This window comes from Mycobacterium sp. NS-7484 (genome assembly GCF_001953975.1).
Lineage (GTDB): Bacteria > Actinomycetota > Actinomycetes > Mycobacteriales > Mycobacteriaceae > Mycobacterium.
In genome coordinates this window covers 190,151-206,186 of the sequence record NZ_MBEJ01000018.1, presented here as the reverse complement: position 1 = coordinate 206,186, position 16,036 = coordinate 190,151, and the positions used below count along the sequence as shown (strand labels likewise).

The following is a 16,036-nucleotide window of genomic DNA, read 5'->3' as shown; positions in this document are numbered from 1 at the left end:
TTCGAAGACCTCGTGCAGGAGACAATGCTCAAGGCGTTCAGCAGCTTTCACACTTTCGCCGACGGCACCAACATCAGGGCGTGGCTGTTCAAGATTCTGACGAACACCTGGATCAACTCGTACCGCACGACGCAGCGTCGGCCCGAGGAGGTGCTGGCCGAATCGGTCACCGACGCCCAACTGGCCGCGGCGCTGGCCGGTTCTCCGATCGAGTTGGCCTCGGCCGAGCTCGCCGCGCTGGAATCCATGGGCGACGACGAGGTGCGGCGGGCCATGGAGGCACTGCCCGATTTCCAGCGGGTCATCGTGTACTACGCCGACGTCGAGGGCTACCACTACCGCGAAATCGCCGCCCTGATGGGCACACCCGTCGGAACCGTGATGTCCCGACTGGCCCGCGGACGAAAGCGGCTGCGGGAGTTGCTCGCCGACGTGGCCCGGGACCGTGGCATCGGCCGCGACGCCGGTAAGGTTCAGGCTGCCGTGCCGTTGTCCTGACTCCGGGCCAGATACCCTCTGGCAACCGCAGTTTCGGCGAGCAGCTTACGCAGATTGCGACGCGCCCGGTGCAACCTCGACATCACAGTGCCAACCGGAATGTCCATGAGCTCAGCGATCTCCTTGTACCGGAAGCACGCGACGTCGGCGTAGTACACGATGACCCGCTGGAAATCGGGCAGTGCCTCCATGGCCCGCCGCACCTCGTCGTCGCCCATGGATTCCAGCGCGGCGAGCTCGGCCGAGGCCAACTCGATCGGAGAACCGGCCAGCGCCGCGGCCAGTTGGGCGTCGGTGACCGATTCGGCCAGCACCTCCTCGGGCCGACGCTGCGTCGTGCGGTACGAGTTGATCCAGGTGTTCGTCAGAATCTTGAACAGCCACGCCCTGATGTTGGTGCCGTCGGCGAAAGTGTGAAAGCTGCTGAACGCCTTGAGCATTGTCTCCTGCACGAGGTCTTCGGCATCCGCGGCGTTGCGCGTGTATCGCCGTGCGGCCCCATAGAGTTGATCCAACAGCGGCAGCGCGTCGCGCTCGAACCGCTCCACCCGCCCGTCGTCGTTCATACCTGCAGCATCACATCTGAACATAACTTGAGGTCAAGCGATTTTCGGACATGTGGCTACCGCAGGCCCGCACTGCCGGTATTGACGGCACGTATCCCGCCGTCACCTTAGGCTCATCGGTTATGAATCGACTCGATCGCTTCTTCGAGATTTCGGCCCGTGGTTCGACGGTGCCCTCCGAGATCCGCGGAGGCCTGGTCACCTTCATCGCGATGGCCTACATCATCGTGTTGAACCCGGTGGTCCTGTCCGGCTCGGCTGACGTCGACGGCAACAAACTCGAGTTCGCCCAGGTTTCGGCCACCACCTGCCTGGCCGCAGGTGTGATGACGATCCTGTTCGGCATCGTCGCGCGGTTACCGTTCGCATTCGCAGCCGGCCTTGGCATCAACTCGTTTCTGGCCACGACCGTGGTCGGCACCCTCACCTGGCCCGAAGCCATGGGCCTGGTGGTCATCGACGGCGTCATCATCGTCGCGCTGGCGGCCAGCGGCTTCCGCCGTCTCGTGTTCGACGCGGTCCCGATGCAACTCAAACTCGCCATCACGGCAGGTATCGGCCTGTTCATCTTGTTCATCGGCCTGGTCGACGCCGGATTCGTCGGCTCGACCGGGCTGCCGTCTCCCCCGGTCGGGCTCGGCACCGGCGGCGTCGGCTCGATCAACACGGTGCCGACCGTCGTCTTCGTGTTCACCTTGTTGGTGACCGGCATCCTGGTAGCGCGGAAAGTGCGTGGCGGCATCCTGATCGGCCTGGTGACGGGCACCGTGGTGGCCGTCATCGTCGAGGCGATCTGGCATCTGGGGTCGGCTCAGGACAAGCCCGGCGGCTGGGGACTGTCGGTGCCCACGTTGTCCGGATCACCGTTCGCCCTGCCGGACCTGTCGTTGGTCGGCGAGGTCAGCATGGGCAGCTTCAGCCGGATCGGCGCGTTGGCCGCGATGATGTTGGTGTTCACCCTGGTCTTCGCGAACTTCTTCGATGCCATGGGCACGATGACGGGGTTGTCGCGGGAGGCCGGGCTGTCCGACTCCCAGGGGAACTTTCCGCGACTGCGCTCGGCGCTGATCGTCGAGGGCGCCGGCGCCGTCGTCGGCGGGTCCGCCTCGGCCTCGTCGAACACCGTCTTCATCGAATCCGGCGCGGGTATCGAGGAGGGCTCGCGCACCGGGTTCGCCAATCTGATCACCGGGCTGCTGTTCCTGGCGGCGATGTTCGTCGCGCCACTGGCCTCCATCGTGCCCACCGAGGTCGCCGCGGCCGCGCTGGTGATCGTCGGCGCGATGATGGTCTCGCAGCTGCGCCACATCGACCTCTCGGAGTTCTCGGTGGCCCTTCCGGTGGTCCTCACCGTGGCGACCATGGCGTTCAGCTATTCGATCGCCAACGGCATCGGCGTGGGCTTCGTGGCCTGGGCCGTGCTGCGGTCGGCCGCGGGCAAGGCCCGTGAGGTCAGTCCGCTGCTGTGGATCGTGGCGGCCGGCTTCATCCTGTACTTTGCCCGCGGATGGATCGAGTCACTCATCGGCATGTAGGTGCCGGTAGCCTTCACGGTCATGGGGATCACGGCATGAGCGCGGGCCTGTTCGGTTTGCTCGACGACATTGCCGCGCTGGCCCGGCTGGCCGCGGCGTCGATCGACGACATCGGCGCCGCGACGGGTAAGGCCACCGCCAAGGCGGCCGGCGTGGTGATCGACGACACCGCGGTCACGCCGCAGTACGTCCACGGCATCACCGCGGACCGCGAGCTGCCGGTGATCAAGCGCATCGCGATCGGATCGCTGCGCAACAAGATCCTGTTCATCCTGCCTGCTGCATTGCTGCTCAGTCAGTTCGCGCCGTGGCTGCTGACGCCGATCCTGATGGTCGGTGCCACGTACCTCTGCTATGAGGGCGCCGAGAAGGTCTGGGGACGCTTCCTCGGCCACGCCGCGCACGGCTCGCACGGCGAGCCCACCACGGCCGTCGGCGGGGACGCCGAAAAGTACATGATCACCGGCGCGATCCGGACCGACTTCATCCTGTCCGCCGAGATCATGGTGATCGCGCTCAACGAAGTCGCCAACCAGACCTTCTGGCCGAGGCTGATCATCTTGGTCGTCGTCGCGCTGGTGATCACCGCCGCGGTATACGGCGTCGTGGCCGGCATCGTGAAGATGGACGACATCGGCCTGCTGTTGGCCCAGCGATCGTCGAAGGTGTCACAGAAGATCGGGCGCGGCCTGGTCGCCGGGATGCCCAAGCTGCTGTCGGCGCTGTCGACGATCGGCACGGTGGCGATGCTCTGGGTCGGTGGACACATCCTGCTCGTCGGCACCGACACCCTGGGCTGGCACACCCTCTACGGGTGGGTTCACCACGCCGAGGAGGCAGTCCGACATGCCGTGGGCGGCGGGTTCGGTGGCGTGCTGGCCTGGCTGACCAACACCGCGGCATCCGCGGTCATCGGCCTGGTGGTCGGCACGGTCGTGGTGGGCGTCATGCACGTGCTGCCGTTCGGCAAGAAGAAGGATGCCGACGCCTAAGAACTGACGCCTAAGAACTTCGGAGCCGCGGCCGCAACCGCTCATCGGCGATCTCCAGCCCTTGCCGCACATCGTCGATCAGGGCCAAACTCTCCGCGATCAGCTCGACGGCCCTGACATCGTGTGGCGCCGGGGCCGGTGTCTCACCGAGCCGGTCTGCCGCCCGCGCCAGCACCGTGACCGCGCCCGTACCGTTGCCGCGCTGGATATGGGTGATGCCCACGGCAAGTTGGGCCAAGCCCTGCCACATCGCGCGGTGTGCCGGTGGCGCCTGCTTCCACGCCGCTTCGAGCACCTCGTGGGCGTTGAATGCCAGCCCCTGATCCAACAACCGTTGCGCGTAGGCCAGTGACTCGTCGGCCGACAGCGCGAGATCGTCGGGGATGCGGGGCACGCCCTGGCTGCCGTGCGGCAATGGCCGGCCCAGGGCATCGCGGGGCCGGCTGTTACGGGCCTTGCCCGATTCGTCACGATCCCGGTCATGATCGGTCATACATCGATTCTCCGCGATACCCATTTCTCCGGCGCAAATCCATGAGCCGTCAAGAACATTTGTGTGCCACGTGACTTCACGTGCCATACTGAGCCCGGACGTTTTTGGTACGTCCGGATTCACAAGAGAGAAGTAAAATATGGCACAGGGAACTGTGAAATGGTTCAACGGCGAAAAGGGCTTCGGCTTCATCGCTCCTGACGGCGGCGCCGCTGACGTCTTCGTTCACTACTCTGAGATCACCGGAAGCGGATTCCGCTCCCTCGATGAGAACCAGCGAGTCGAGTTCGAGATCACCCAGGGTGCCAAGGGCCCCCAGGCAGTGGGAGTCACGGCGATCTGATCGCCCCCAAGATCTGACAGTGGGCTGGTACGGATGACTTCCGTACCAGCCCATTTCGTTTCATCCTGACGAAATGACGTCAGTCCCAAGGTATCTGGCGGGTGTTCTCGCGGTCAGCGTCAGCCGTTCGATGCCCGCACCGCGGGCAGGATCAGCGTGTCGATGACATCCCGGATGAACGCGGCATCGATGCCCTGCCCGCTGATCACCCGCATCAGGCACATCCCGGTCATCACGTCGGCGACCAGTGACCAGTCCTTCTCGGCCGACACCTCCCCGCGAGCGGCGGCCTGCTGCAGGATGGCCGTCACCACGCGTCTGCCCTTGAGCAGCATCAGATCGTCGAGGGCCGAGGCCAGATGGGGATCGTGCGTCGCCTCGACGGCGGCCCGCAGCACCAGATCGTAGGAGAAGCGTTCCTCGTCGTTGCGGATCGCACGACGCACCAGTTCGTCGAAATCGCCTTCCAGACTGCCGGTGTCGGGCGCGTCGTCATCCATCAGATCGGGCCGCCAGTACACCAGCGCGTCGGTGATCAACGCCGCCTTCGAGGACCAGCGCCGGTAGATCGCCGCCTTGCCCACACCGGCCCGCGCGGCGATGTCGTTCATGTTGGTGTCGACATAGCCGTTCTCGGCCAACGCCGCCAATGCCGCATCGAGGATCGCGGCGTCACGCGACCGGTCGAGCCGGCCGTCGGTGCGGCGCCGCAGCTTTGACGCGGCGTCGGGTGGATGATCTCGGCCAGACATCACGTTCACGCCGTGGTCGGCGGGATGGGTGCGGTGTGGGCATCGGCGGCATCAGCATCCGTGCCGCCACCATCCAGGGCCTGCTTGCGCTCGCGGTCGAGGCGCCCCTGCCGGGTGATCTCAAAAGTGTTGAGCGGCCACCAGAACCAGCGGCCCAGCGCTGCGGCGATCGACGGCGTCATGAACGCCCGCACGATCAACGTGTCGACGATCAGCCCGATGCCGATCGTCATACCGAGCTGGCCGACCACCCTCAGGTCCGACACGATCATCGACATCATGGTGAAGGCGAACACCAGGCCCGCAGCGGTGACGACCCGTCCGGTGGCCCCGATACCGCGGATGATGCCGGTGTTGAGCCCCGCGTGGATCTCTTCTTTGAAGCGCGAAACCACGAGCAGGTTGTAGTCGGAGCCGACCGCCAACAGGATCACGATCGACAACGGGATCACGATCCACTGCACACCGAGCCCGAGGATGTCCTGCCAGAGCAACACGGACAAACCACACGCCGTGCCCAGAGATGCGGCCACCGTGCCGACGATCACCAAGGCGGCGACCACACTTCGGGTGATGATCAACATGATCGCGAAGATGAGGATCATCGCGGCGATCACCACGATCATCAGATCTGTTTTCACACCGTCCTGCATATCGCTGTAGAGCGACGCCGTTCCGGCCAGCGACACCTTGGCATTGGCCAACGGGGTGCCCTTGAGCGCGTCGGCGACAACACCTTTGAGGTCACGAACGTGGTCGATGCCCTCGACCGAGGCGGGGTCGCCCTGGTGGGTGACGATCATCCTGACCGCCTTGCCGTCGGGTGACATGAACATCTTGACCGCACGGTTGAAGTCAGGGTTCTCGAACACATCCGGCGGCAGATAGAACATGTCGTCGTTCTTGGCCTGATCGAAGTACAGGCCGATCTCCGTCGCGCCTTTGGCAGCCTCTTGCTGCGCCGCCTGGGTGCCGGCCATGGTGCTGTGGGTGGCGATCATGAAGTCGCGCATCGTCTTCATCGTGCCGATGGTGTCCTGCAGGACCGGCAGCATCTGCGGCAGCAGCTTGTCCAAGCGGTCTATGTCGCCGGTGAGGCCCTGTATCTGGTCGGCAAGTTCGTCAATCCCGTCGAGGGTGTCGAAGATCGACCGCAGCGAATGGCAGACCGGGATGTCGTAGCAGTGCGGCTCCCAGTAGAAGTAGTTGCGGATGGGGCGGAAGAAATCATCGAAATCGGCCAGGTGGTCACGCAAATCGTTTGTGGCATCGGCCATGTCGTGCGTCTTGCCGGCCATGCTGTGCGTGACTTCGGTCATCTCTTTCGTGATCTCGTACATGCGTTCCATGCTGGCGACGGTTTTACTCATCTCGTCGGCCTGTTCGAGCATCTGCGCGGAGTTGTCGTTGTTGAACTTGGCGGCCTGCAGCGTGCTGGCGTTCTGTGCGCCGAGCAGGAACGGGATCGAGCTGTGTTCGATCGGCGCGCCCAATGGCCGGGTGATGGTCTGCACCCGTTCGATGCCCCGCATGTGCATCACGTTCTTGGCGACCTTTTCGATGACGAGCATGTCCGAGGGCGTGCGCAGATCGTGATCGGCCTCGAGCATCAGCAGCTCGGGGTTCATCCGGGCTTGGGAGAAGTGCCGATCGGCAACGCCCATGGCGAGGTTCGCCGGCATATCGGCGGGGGTGAACTCCTTGTCGTTGTACTGCGGCACATAGGTCATCAAGGCGATGAAGCCGACGACCGCGACGAGACTGGTGACGAAGACGATGGGGATGGGCCACCGCACCACGGAGGTACCGACCTTGCGCCAACCCGGCGACGCGATCTTGTGCTTGGGATCGAGCAGACCGAACTTCGACGCGATGGTCAGGACGGCGGGCGCCAACGTCAGTCCGGCGATGATGATCACCAGGACCGCGATGGCGCATGGCAGACCCATGGTCTGGAAGTACGGAAGCGTGGTCATGGTCAGGCACAGGCAGGCCCCGACGATCGTCAATCCGGAGCCCAGGATGACGTGCGATACGCCGCTGTAGGCGACATAGAACGCGTCTTCCCGATCGAGGCCTTTCGATCTCTCCTCGTGATATCGGCCGAGGAGGAAGATCACGTAGTCGGTGCCCGCCGCCAGCGAGAGCATCGTCACCATGCTGACCGCGTACGGAGTCAAGCCGATGATGTTCAGGTACCCGGCAGCGGCCGTAACACCCTGTGCGGCAAATAGTTCCAGAAGAATGACAACCATCGACACGAGCAACGTCACGACGGAGCGGTAGACCGCGAGCAGCATCACGATGATGACGCCGACCGACACCAACTCCATTTTCGCCATGCTTTGATGTCCGGCGACCTGGGTATCGGCGTTGAGCACGCTGTTGCCGGCGACATGGGCGCTGATACCAGGCGGTGCGGGTACCGAGGCCACGATGTCACGCACTGCGGCCACCGACGCGTAACTCTGGCTGGTGCCCTGGTCCCCAGCGAGGAAGATCTGCACGTAGGCGGACTTACCGTCCACGCTCTGCGAGCCCGCCGCGGTCATCGGATCGCTCCAGAAGTCCTGGACGTTCTGGACGTGCTCGGTATCGGCCTTCAGTTTGGCGACGATCTCGTCGTAGTACTTGTGTGCGGCCGCACCGACCGGCTCGTCGCTCTCCAGCACGACCATCGCCGAGGAGTCCGAATCGTACTGCTGGAACACCTTGCCGATGTTCAGCATCGCCTTGTAGGAGTCCGCGCTGGTGGGACTCAGCGGCACCGAACGCGAAGCCGCAACCTCGTCGAGTGACGGGACAAGAATCCCCAGGGCGATCGTCAGGAGCACCCAGAACACGATGATCGGCAGCGAGAAGATCCGGACCATGTGGCCGATGAACGGCCGGTGTGGTTTCGCGTGCGCGTTGTTGCTCATACGGATTTCACCAAGCAGTAGATGAACGGTTTGAAGGTGTCGGTACTCGTCCGGTCGTCGCGCACGTCGTCATCGACAGTCACTCGGCATCCGAGGTCTGTGACGTTCCGTTCGCCCTGCGCCATGATGTTGGCCGACATGGACGGCAGCGTCGTCACGATCGTGAATGACCAAGGCAACGGGGCATTTTCGATGAGGTTGGGTTGACCGTATTCGTCGAGATAGTTGATGTTCGCGGTGCCCCCGGACCCGGTGATCTCGTATTTGATGTGCTTCGGATTGAAGTTCTCGGTGATTCCGGCACCCTCTGCCGAGTTCGGTTCGTGCTGGCCGGTACCCCGGATCCGAAGGATCGCGTACGCGCCCAGGCCGACGACCACCACCAGGGTGAGCGGTATCCACGCTTTTTTGAGCAACCTGAACACCTTGCGCCTCCCCGACGTGCCGCTTCACGAAACTTACCCAGACGGAACTCCAGTTCCGTCTAAGAGGACGCTGTGTACTGTACTCGTCCACCCTTCGATCGGCGATTCGGTGTCTACTCGGCCAGGAACCGCTCGAGTCCGGAGATGACGATGTCGAGGTTGAAGTTGAAGTCGAAGTCTCCGGCCGCGATCACATCGCTGCCGCGCTGCGCCACGACGCCGCTGAGCAATGGAAAGTCGCTGGACGCAAGGTCTTTCAGGGCGCGCACCACTTCGGGTGTCTGATGGTGCAGGCGGGACTGGGCCGTGCCGAGTACGTCGTGCGCAGCCGACATCGCCAGCCCGGACACCAGGGTCAGCACCCGCCCGGCGTCGTCGATGTGGAATCCGGCCGAGGTCAGGGCGGCGAGCACCTGCTCGGCGAGAGCCAAGCTGGCCGCGCCGCCGGTGCCGCTCAATCGGAAGCTGGTGGCCGTCACGCCGAGTTTGAGCACACCCTGACGAATGGCACTGCCATAGGCCCGAAGGATCTCCTGCCAGGACGCGTCCTCGGGCAACTTGATCGCCCGCAACTCGTGGTCGAACAAGTCGGCCACGACGAGCTCGAGCAGCCCGTCGCGGTCACCGACGTAGTAGTGCAACGTCGTGCGATCCACACCGAGGGCATCGGCCACGGCCTGCATCGTCAACGCGCCCGGGGCGATTGCGCGGGCCGCGGCAACGATCTGCTTCTGATCGATGCGCGGCGGCCGGCCTCGTCCCCGACGCGGCGCGTTTTCGGTGCTCACGCAGCAAATTCTAGTAGCGACAGGCGGACACCACGGCATCCTCTTCCTTTTTTCTCACGGGCGTGGAAAACTGCCCGAAACCAGAGAAGGGAGCCGCCACCGTGTCACAGAGTTCTCCATACCGGGTGGTGCAGTGGACGACGGGAAACGTCGGCAAGAGTTCGGTGGCGGCCATCGTGAAGAACCCGACGCTGGAACTGGTGGGGTGCTACGCCTGGTCGCCGGACAAGGCCGGCAAGGACGTGGGCGAGCTCGTCGGCATCGAACCCCTGGGGATCACCGCCACCAATGACGTCGAGGCGCTGCTGGCCCTCAAACCCGATGTCGTGGTGTACAACCCGATGTGGATCGACGTCGACGAACTGGTCGAGATCCTCTCGGCCGGCGTCAACGTCGTCGCGACCGCGTCCTTCATCACCGGACACAACCAGGGCGAGGGCCGAGACCGCATCGCCGAGGCCTGCCGAAAGGGCTCCTCGACGATGTTCGGCTCCGGCATCAGCCCCGGCTACGTCAACCAGCTGGCCATCGTCGCCGCCGGCATCTGCGACCGGGTGGACAAGATCACCGTCAACGAGGCCGCCGACACCACGTTCTACGATTCGCCGGAGACCGAGAAGCCCGTCGGATTCGGCCAGCCCATCGACCATCCCGACCTGCAGGCCATGACTGCCCACGGCACCGGGGTGTTCGGCGAGGCGGTGCGGATGATCGGCGACGCGCTGGGCATCGAGTTCGACGAGGTCCGCTGCGATGCCGAATATGCCAAGACCACAGCGGATCTCGACCTCGGCTCGTGGACGATTCCGGCCGGCGGTGTCGCCGGGGTGTTCGTCAGCTGGAAGGGCATCGTCGGCGGGACCACGCGCGTCGAGCTCACGCTGCGGTGGCGCAAAGGCCAGACGCTGGAACCCGATTGGCAGATCGATCAGGACGGCTGGGTCATCGAGGTGGCCGGGCGCCCGACCGTGACGATGAAGGTCGGCTTCCTCCCACCCCCCGATTTCGAGGCCACCACCCTGGAGGAATTCATGGTGTTGGGCCACATCATGACGGCCACTCCCCCGATCAATGCGATCCCGGCTGTGGTCGAGGCCGCCCCCGGCATCGTCACCTACAACGATCTGCCGCTGATCCTGCCGCGGGGCGTGGTGCCGACGAGCTAGGCGCCGCCACCGGCCGACACAATGTAACGACGAGCCTCGTTTCACTGACACTCTGCACGGCTCGTAGCGGTTCTCCACGCCTCAGGATTGGTCCATCCGTCGTACGCAACCGACGGCATCGATCAACGACGATTGGACAGAACCGTGGACTCGTTGCGCGCCAACCCCATTGAGCCGCAGATTCAAGACCGACAACAGGCCGGGGTCGTGATACCCAGCCGGTTGCTCGACACCAAGGCGCTTGACGAGTTGGCCGGCGATGCGATCGCGGTGAACCTCGACCGAGCCGGCACCGGTGACAGCCGACTGCGCTTCGCCCTCGCCGCGGTCACCCCCATTCCGCTGCGCCGGATGCTGCCCGCGCTGCAGAGCATGGACCTGGAGGTGCTCGAAGAACAGGCCGACATCTGGACGCGACCGGACGGACAGGTGTGCCACGTCTACCACCTGGTGCTGCAGCCCGGGCCCGACGTCGCCGACGCGCTGGCGCAGCCACACGACGGCACGCTCGACCGCATCCGCGAGACGTTCCAGGCGATCTGGGCCGGCCGCATCGAATCCGACGGGTTCAACGCACTGATTCTGCGCGCCGCGTTGAGTTGGCGGCAGGTCTGCGTGCTGCGCAGCTACAGCCGCTATCTACGGCAGCTGCCATTGCCCTACGGTCAGGCTCGGATCCAGCGGGTGCTGTTGGACAACCCGGAGGCCGCCCGCGCGTTGCTGGCGCTGTTCGAGGCCCGGTTCGACCGCACCGAGCAGCCCGCCGACAGCCCTGCGCGCCAGGCCCGGATAGCCGGGGCCGAGCAGCGCGTCGTCACCGAGATCGACCAGGTGCTGCACATCGACGCCGATCGGGTCCTGCGCGCGTATCGCAACCTGATCGAGGCCACCGTGCGCACGAATGCCTTCGCGCCCGACGTGCTGTCGGTCACGATGCCCTATCTGGTGCACAAATTTCAGGCCCAGATGATCGACGAGCTGCCGGCGCCTCGTCCGGTTTCCGAGATCTTCGCCTACTCACCGGATTTCGAGGGATTACACCTTCGCTTCGGGCTGGTCGCCCGTGGCGGCCTGCGCTGGTCGGACCGGCACGATGACTATCGCACCGAAGTGCTGGGCCTGGTCAAAGCCCAGGCGGTGAAGAACGCCATGATCGTGCCCGCCGGCGCCAAAGGCGTGTTCGTCGTCAAGTCCCGCCCCACGGCGGATGGCGAATCGCCCCGAGTCCAGGGGCTGCGGTGTTACCGGCAGTTCATCGGCGCGCTGTTGGACGTCGTCGACAAGGACCCAGACGTCGGCTCCAATGATCGACCGCGCTTCGGTGGCGTCGTGTGCCACGACGGATCTGACCCGTATCTGGTGGTGGCCGCAGACAAGGGCACGGCCACGTTCTCGGATTCGGCCAACGCGGTGGCGCTCGATCGCGGGTACTGGATGGGCGACGCGTTCGCCTCCGGCGGCTCCGCCGGCTATGACCACAAGGCGATGGGCATCACCGCCCGGGGCGCCTGGGTCAGCGGCGACAGTCACCTCGCCGAACTCGGTATCGACCCGAACACCGACGAGTTCACCGCGGTCGGAATCGGTGACATGAGCGGTGATGTGTTCGGAAACGGCATGCTTCTCCGCGCCGGGCTACGCCTGGTGGCCGCCTTCGATCATCGCCACATCTTCGTCGACCCGGCGCCGGACACCGCGCTGGCCCGCAAGGAGCGGCAACGGCTGTTCGACCTGCCTCAGTCATCGTGGGACGACTACGACCGGGCCGCGATCGGCGCCGGTGGCGGGGTATGGTCGCGGACCGCCAAGACCATCGCCACCACACCGGAGATGCGTGCGGCCCTTGGTATCAACTCCGACAAGATCCGGCTGACCCCGACCGAGTTGATCAGCCACATCCTGCGCGCACCAGTGGATCTGCTGTTCAACGGCGGGATCGGCACCTACGTCAAAGCCGGCGACGAACAGCACGCCGAGGTCGGTGACAAAGTCAATGACTCGCTGCGCGTCGACGCCGACGAGGTGCGGGCCCGGGTGATCGTCGAGGGTGGAAACCTCGGCCTCACCCAACGTGCCCGCATCGCCTTCGCGCGCGGCGGAGGGTTGGTGAACACCGACGCCATCGACAACGCGGCCGGGGTGGACTGCTCCGATCACGAGGTCAACATCAAGATCCTCCTGGACACCGCCGTCGGGTCCGAGATCATCACCGCCACCGCGCGCAACCGCCTGCTGGCCGACATGACGGACGAGGTCGCCGAGCTCGTCCTGGCCAACAACACGGCCCACAACCGTCTGCTCAGCGATGCCCGCTCGAATGCGGGCCAGATGGTCGACGTGCACGCCAGGATGACGGCTGACCTGGAAACACGGCGGGGGTTGCACCGGTCGCGCGAGAATCTGCCCAGCGCAGAGGAATTCGCCGGTCTGGCCAAGGCCGGTCAGGGTTTGACCGCACCGCAGTTGGCCACCCTGATGGCTCACGTCAAACTCGACCTCAAAGCGCAGCTGCTCATCGGAGAGAAGTTCGACGATCCCTACTTCGTCGCGTCGCTCACCCGTTACTTCCCACCGACGTTGCGATATCAACTCGGCGAGCCGCTACCCGAACATCCGCTGCGCCAGGAGATCGTCACCACCGCGGTCGTCAACCGCGTCCTGGCCACCTCGGGTATGACGTTCGCCTTCCGCCTCGTCGAGGAGACCGGCGCTACAGCGGGCGACATCGTGCGGGCCCACGCAGTGGTGTCCGAGGTGTTCGACCTGGACTCATTGTGGTCGGACATCTACGCCGCCGATCTGCCGCCGGCATTGACCAACACCCTCGTCATCGAGGGCCGCCGTCTGCTCGACCGGGCCACGCGATGGTTTGTCCTCAACCGGCCGCAACCGCTCGACGTCGAGCAGGAGATCGGCCGATTCGCCGACGAGGTGGCCATGCTGCAAAGCCGGCTCGGATCGATGTTGCGTGGCCAGGAACGGGAGACCGTCACCGAGGCGTACGGCGATCTGGTCGCCGGCGGAGTCCCGGTACATGTTGCGCAGCGGATCAGCGAATCCCTTTACTACTTCAGCCTTCTCGACATCATCGAAGGTGCGCATCTGCACGGTCAGAACGCGGGCGCACTCGCCGAGATCTACTTCGAACTGTCCGACCGGCTCGGTGTGGACCGGCTGTTGCTGGCGGTGTCCTCACTGCCCCGCGGCGGCCGCTGGCATGCGCTGGCGCGGCTCGCGCTGCGTGAGGATCTCTACCGCTCGCTGCGCGATCTCACGATCGACGTCACCCGCCTGGGCGACGACGGCAGTGCGGCAGAACGCATCTCGGACTTCGAGGCCTGCCATCGACCGCGGCTGGACCGGGCCAAGCGGACGTTGGACGAGTTCCTCGATACCGACGAACCCGATCTCGCGGCGCTGTCGGTGGCCACGGCGCAACTGCGTCGGCTGCATCGGTGACCTGGCCATCCGCCGGCGGTGACGTCAGACTGGATGCCGACATGACTACACATCTGAACTGGCTCACCCACCCCGAAACAGAGTCGGATATTCCGGCCGTCCGCCGGATCAATCTGGCCGCGTTCGAGACCGCGGAGGAGGCCGACCTCGTCGACACTCTCCGCACCGATCCCGGCTGGATCGACGGACTGTCGATGCTTGCCACGGCCGGGGACGGTGATCCGACGGGCTACGCGTTGCTCACCCGGTGCCACATCGGCGACACCGCCGCGCTGTGCCTCGGGCCGTGCGCAGTATTGCCGGAGTATCAGCGCTCCGGGGCCGGCTCCGCAGCCATCGGTGCGGTTCTCGACGCGGCCAGGCAACGGGGTGAACGCTTCGTCACCGTCCTGGGGCACGCGGCCTACTACCCGAGGTTCGGGTTCACCCGGGCCTCGCTCCACGGGGTCGCGATGCGCAGCGAGGTTCCCGACGATGCGCTCATGGTGCTCGCGCTCGACGGAAGTGCGATCCCCGCAGGGGTCATTCGTTACGCCGCACCGTTCGGCGACATCTGAGCGGTCGACGCATCGTTCACGCGCCGTTCGGTGCCGTCACGGTCGGTTCCGCACTCACCGGGAAGTTCACCGAGTTGGCGATGAAACACATCCGGTGGGCTTCGTGATGGAGCCCGACGGCGTCGTCGACCCGCTCCGAGTCGGTGATGGTCACCTCCGGCCGTAACGTGACGTCGGTGAAAACGCCACTGCCCTCGGCGTTCTCGCTCATCGTTCCCGACGGCCGATCACTGTAGGCGGTCACGGTGATGCCATCGCGGGCACACAGCGCGAGGTACCACAGCATGTGGCACTGCGACAGGCTGACCACGAGCAACTCCTCGGGGTTCCAGCGTTTCGGATCGCCGCGAAAAGCCGGATCGGCGCTGCCCGCGATCACCGGCTTGCCGGCCTCCACACCCGTCACGTCGTGGTCGCGCGCATAGTCGCGGTAGCCACTAGTCCCCGACCCCGTGTTACCGGTCCAGGTGACCACGGCCTCGTATCGATGTGTCCGGTTCGCCATGGGCGCGACGGTACCAACTGCCGACGACGCCTTCGCCGTACACCATTGACACATTGGCACGGATAACTAGACTTTGTGCCATGTCTATTGGCAGCGTGGCCGACACAGACGTGGTACGCCCGGAAGTGCTCGCTGATTTCCGCAGGCACTCGGGCAGCATCCTGGGCGGCGCCTTCGGTGCCGCGGCGTTCGACGAAGTGGCCTTGGTTCCGGTGGCCGCGGCGGTCGACCGCAGCGGTCGCTTCGAACGTAATTTCCTGGATCGCGGTGTGCGCAGTGGATTCTCGGCATTCCTGGCCATCTGGGGTGACGCCGAGGACCGCGCCGCCGAAGGCCGCCGGCTACAGACCATGCACCGCGATGTCCGCGGGCACGGCAAGGACGATTTCGCCGACGTCCGCTACAGCGCGCTGAATCCGCAGCTGTGGAACTGGATTGCGATCAGCGGAATCTTCGTCGTTCTACGCTCGTTCACCCCGGCCACGGGCATCACGATGAACGATGCCGAGCACGAGGCGGCCTACGCCCAACTGCTCGAAGCCTTTCGCGCCCTCGAGCTCCCGGGCGCCTCGGCCAAGCTGCCGCAGACCTATGCCGAGGCCACCCGCTACTACGACGACATGGTCGAAAACCAGTTGTCGGGCAACGAGTTTCTGACCCGGGTGACCGACGGGCTCACCCGGTTGCCGTTACCCACGCTGCTGCTGCCCGGGCCCGTGCGGATAGCGCTCACGCCGTCCTGGATGGTGGTTCGGCCACTCGCCGGCCGGGTGATCAAGGTGTGCTCGTTCGGAATCATGCATCCCGGGGTGCGCGAGCTCACCGGATTCCGCTGGCAATCACGCCACGACCGCGAGTTCGCCGTGTACACCCGGGTACTCCAACTGGCCTGGCGGGTCCTGCCCGACCGGCTCCTGCTGGTGCCGCTGGCCTACAACCGGCTGCAGTACGAGAAGCTGGTGCGCCTGCACCGGTCGGTGGGTCTGGATTCCTTCGCACCGCTGGGCTGCCCGGCAGCGGGCTGACACACTGGTAT

The 16,036-nt window shown here is 65.2% G+C and carries 15 protein-coding genes; 8 read left to right on the top strand and 7 right to left on the bottom strand.

From position 1 onward, the window contains the following. A partial coding sequence (locus A5733_RS04435) for a sigma-70 family RNA polymerase sigma factor (protein WP_076239220.1) occupies positions 1 to 498 on the top strand: 498 nt, incomplete at its 5' end. Here A5733_RS04435 and A5733_RS04430 read toward each other — a convergent pair. Then, on the bottom strand, positions 474 to 1,064 hold the full coding sequence (locus A5733_RS04430; protein WP_083665991.1) for a sigma-70 family RNA polymerase sigma factor: 591 nt from the start codon (positions 1,062 to 1,064) through the stop codon (positions 474 to 476). The genes A5733_RS04435 and A5733_RS04430 overlap by 25 nt on opposite strands. 122 nt (positions 1,065 to 1,186) lie before the next feature. Between A5733_RS04430 and A5733_RS04425 the strand changes: the two genes are divergently transcribed. Both A5733_RS04425 and A5733_RS04420 read left to right on the top strand, forming a co-directional pair. Continuing rightward, entirely contained in the window at positions 1,187 to 2,599 is a 1,413-nt protein-coding gene (locus tag A5733_RS04425) for an NCS2 family permease (protein WP_076239218.1), read from the top strand. Between the two features lie 35 nt (positions 2,600 to 2,634). Continuing rightward, on the top strand, positions 2,635 to 3,591 hold the full coding sequence (locus A5733_RS04420; RefSeq protein WP_076239217.1) for a DUF808 domain-containing protein: 957 nt from the start codon (positions 2,635 to 2,637) through the stop codon (positions 3,589 to 3,591). Positions 3,592 to 3,601: 10 nt separating this feature from the next. Here A5733_RS04420 and A5733_RS04415 read toward each other — a convergent pair whose 3' ends face one another. Next, positions 3,602 to 4,084, bottom strand: a complete 483-nt coding sequence (locus A5733_RS04415; RefSeq protein WP_076239216.1) for a DUF309 domain-containing protein — start codon at positions 4,082 to 4,084, stop codon at positions 3,602 to 3,604. A gap of 139 nt (positions 4,085 to 4,223) precedes the next feature. Here A5733_RS04415 and A5733_RS04410 point away from each other — a divergent pair, with 139 nt between their 5' ends. Continuing rightward, on the top strand, positions 4,224 to 4,427 hold the full coding sequence (locus A5733_RS04410) for a cold-shock protein (RefSeq protein ID WP_067764348.1): 204 nt from the start codon (positions 4,224 to 4,226) through the stop codon (positions 4,425 to 4,427). Positions 4,428 to 4,546: 119 nt separating this feature from the next. Here A5733_RS04410 and A5733_RS04405 read toward each other — a convergent pair whose 3' ends face one another. The 4 genes from A5733_RS04405 to A5733_RS04390 all read right to left on the bottom strand — a co-directional run bounded on the left by A5733_RS04405 (position 4,547) and on the right by A5733_RS04390 (position 9,313). Further along, positions 4,547 to 5,179 carry a TetR/AcrR family transcriptional regulator gene (locus A5733_RS04405; RefSeq protein ID WP_067764391.1) on the bottom strand — a complete coding sequence of 211 codons (633 nt, stop codon included), beginning with the start codon at positions 5,177 to 5,179 and terminating at the stop codon, positions 4,547 to 4,549. Positions 5,180 to 5,184: 5 nt separating this feature from the next. Beyond that, entirely contained in the window at positions 5,185 to 8,100 is a 2,916-nt protein-coding gene (locus A5733_RS04400) for an RND family transporter (RefSeq protein WP_142253795.1), read from the bottom strand. Then, the gene (locus A5733_RS04395) at positions 8,097 to 8,525 is read right to left on the bottom strand and encodes an MmpS family transport accessory protein (protein WP_067764345.1); all 429 of its coding nucleotides are present in this window, start codon (positions 8,523 to 8,525) and stop codon (positions 8,097 to 8,099) included. The genes A5733_RS04400 and A5733_RS04395 overlap by 4 nt, the downstream gene beginning before the upstream one ends. Before the next feature lie 113 nt (positions 8,526 to 8,638). Beyond that, entirely contained in the window at positions 8,639 to 9,313 is a 675-nt protein-coding gene (locus A5733_RS04390; protein WP_233152615.1) for a TetR/AcrR family transcriptional regulator, read from the bottom strand. 101 nt (positions 9,314 to 9,414) lie between these two features. Between A5733_RS04390 and A5733_RS04385 the strand changes: the two genes are divergently transcribed. The 3 genes from A5733_RS04385 (at position 9,415) to A5733_RS04375 (ending at position 14,495) form a co-directional block, all read left to right on the top strand. Beyond that, on the top strand, positions 9,415 to 10,479 hold the full coding sequence (locus tag A5733_RS04385) for a dihydrodipicolinate reductase (RefSeq protein ID WP_076239214.1): 1,065 nt from the start codon (positions 9,415 to 9,417) through the stop codon (positions 10,477 to 10,479). A gap of 144 nt (positions 10,480 to 10,623) precedes the next feature. After that, a complete protein-coding gene (locus A5733_RS04380; protein WP_233152614.1) occupies positions 10,624 to 13,938 on the top strand; it encodes an NAD-glutamate dehydrogenase domain-containing protein in 3,315 nt (1,104 codons plus the stop codon). A 41-nt stretch (positions 13,939 to 13,979) separates the two neighbouring features. After that, entirely contained in the window at positions 13,980 to 14,495 is a 516-nt protein-coding gene (locus A5733_RS04375) for a GNAT family N-acetyltransferase (protein ID WP_076239239.1), read from the top strand. Positions 14,496 to 14,511: 16 nt separating this feature from the next. On the opposite strand, the gene A5733_RS04370 is transcribed toward A5733_RS04375, so the two are convergent. Beyond that, positions 14,512 to 15,000, bottom strand: coding sequence for an OsmC family protein (locus tag A5733_RS04370; protein WP_076239213.1), 489 nt, complete (start codon positions 14,998 to 15,000; stop codon positions 14,512 to 14,514). Positions 15,001 to 15,080: 80 nt separating this feature from the next. Between A5733_RS04370 and A5733_RS04365 the strand changes: the two genes are divergently transcribed. Next, the gene (locus A5733_RS04365; protein WP_067764332.1) at positions 15,081 to 16,025 is read left to right on the top strand and encodes an oxygenase MpaB family protein; all 945 of its coding nucleotides are present in this window, start codon (positions 15,081 to 15,083) and stop codon (positions 16,023 to 16,025) included. Positions 16,026 to 16,036: the final 11 nt, after the last annotated feature.

Bases quoted from the DNA above. Each gene is read 5' to 3' on its own strand.
- A5733_RS04430 (WP_083665991.1), bottom strand. From the start codon at position 1,064: ATGAACGACGACGGGCGGGTGGAGCGGTTCGAGCGCGACGCGCTGCCG.
- A5733_RS04425 (WP_076239218.1), top strand. From the start codon at position 1,187: ATGAATCGACTCGATCGCTTCTTCGAGATTTCGGCCCGTGGTTCGACG.
- A5733_RS04420 (WP_076239217.1), top strand. From the start codon at position 2,635: ATGAGCGCGGGCCTGTTCGGTTTGCTCGACGACATTGCCGCGCTGGCC.
- A5733_RS04415 (WP_076239216.1), bottom strand. From the start codon at position 4,084: ATGACCGATCATGACCGGGATCGTGACGAATCGGGCAAGGCCCGTAAC.
- A5733_RS04410 (WP_067764348.1), top strand. From the start codon at position 4,224: ATGGCACAGGGAACTGTGAAATGGTTCAACGGCGAAAAGGGCTTCGGC.
- A5733_RS04405 (WP_067764391.1), bottom strand. From the start codon at position 5,179: ATGTCTGGCCGAGATCATCCACCCGACGCCGCGTCAAAGCTGCGGCGC.
- A5733_RS04400 (WP_142253795.1), bottom strand. From the start codon at position 8,100: ATGAGCAACAACGCGCACGCGAAACCACACCGGCCGTTCATCGGCCAC.
- A5733_RS04375 (WP_076239239.1), top strand. From the start codon at position 13,980: ATGACTACACATCTGAACTGGCTCACCCACCCCGAAACAGAGTCGGAT.
- A5733_RS04370 (WP_076239213.1), bottom strand. From the start codon at position 15,000: ATGGCGAACCGGACACATCGATACGAGGCCGTGGTCACCTGGACCGGT.
- A5733_RS04365 (WP_067764332.1), top strand. From the start codon at position 15,081: ATGTCTATTGGCAGCGTGGCCGACACAGACGTGGTACGCCCGGAAGTG.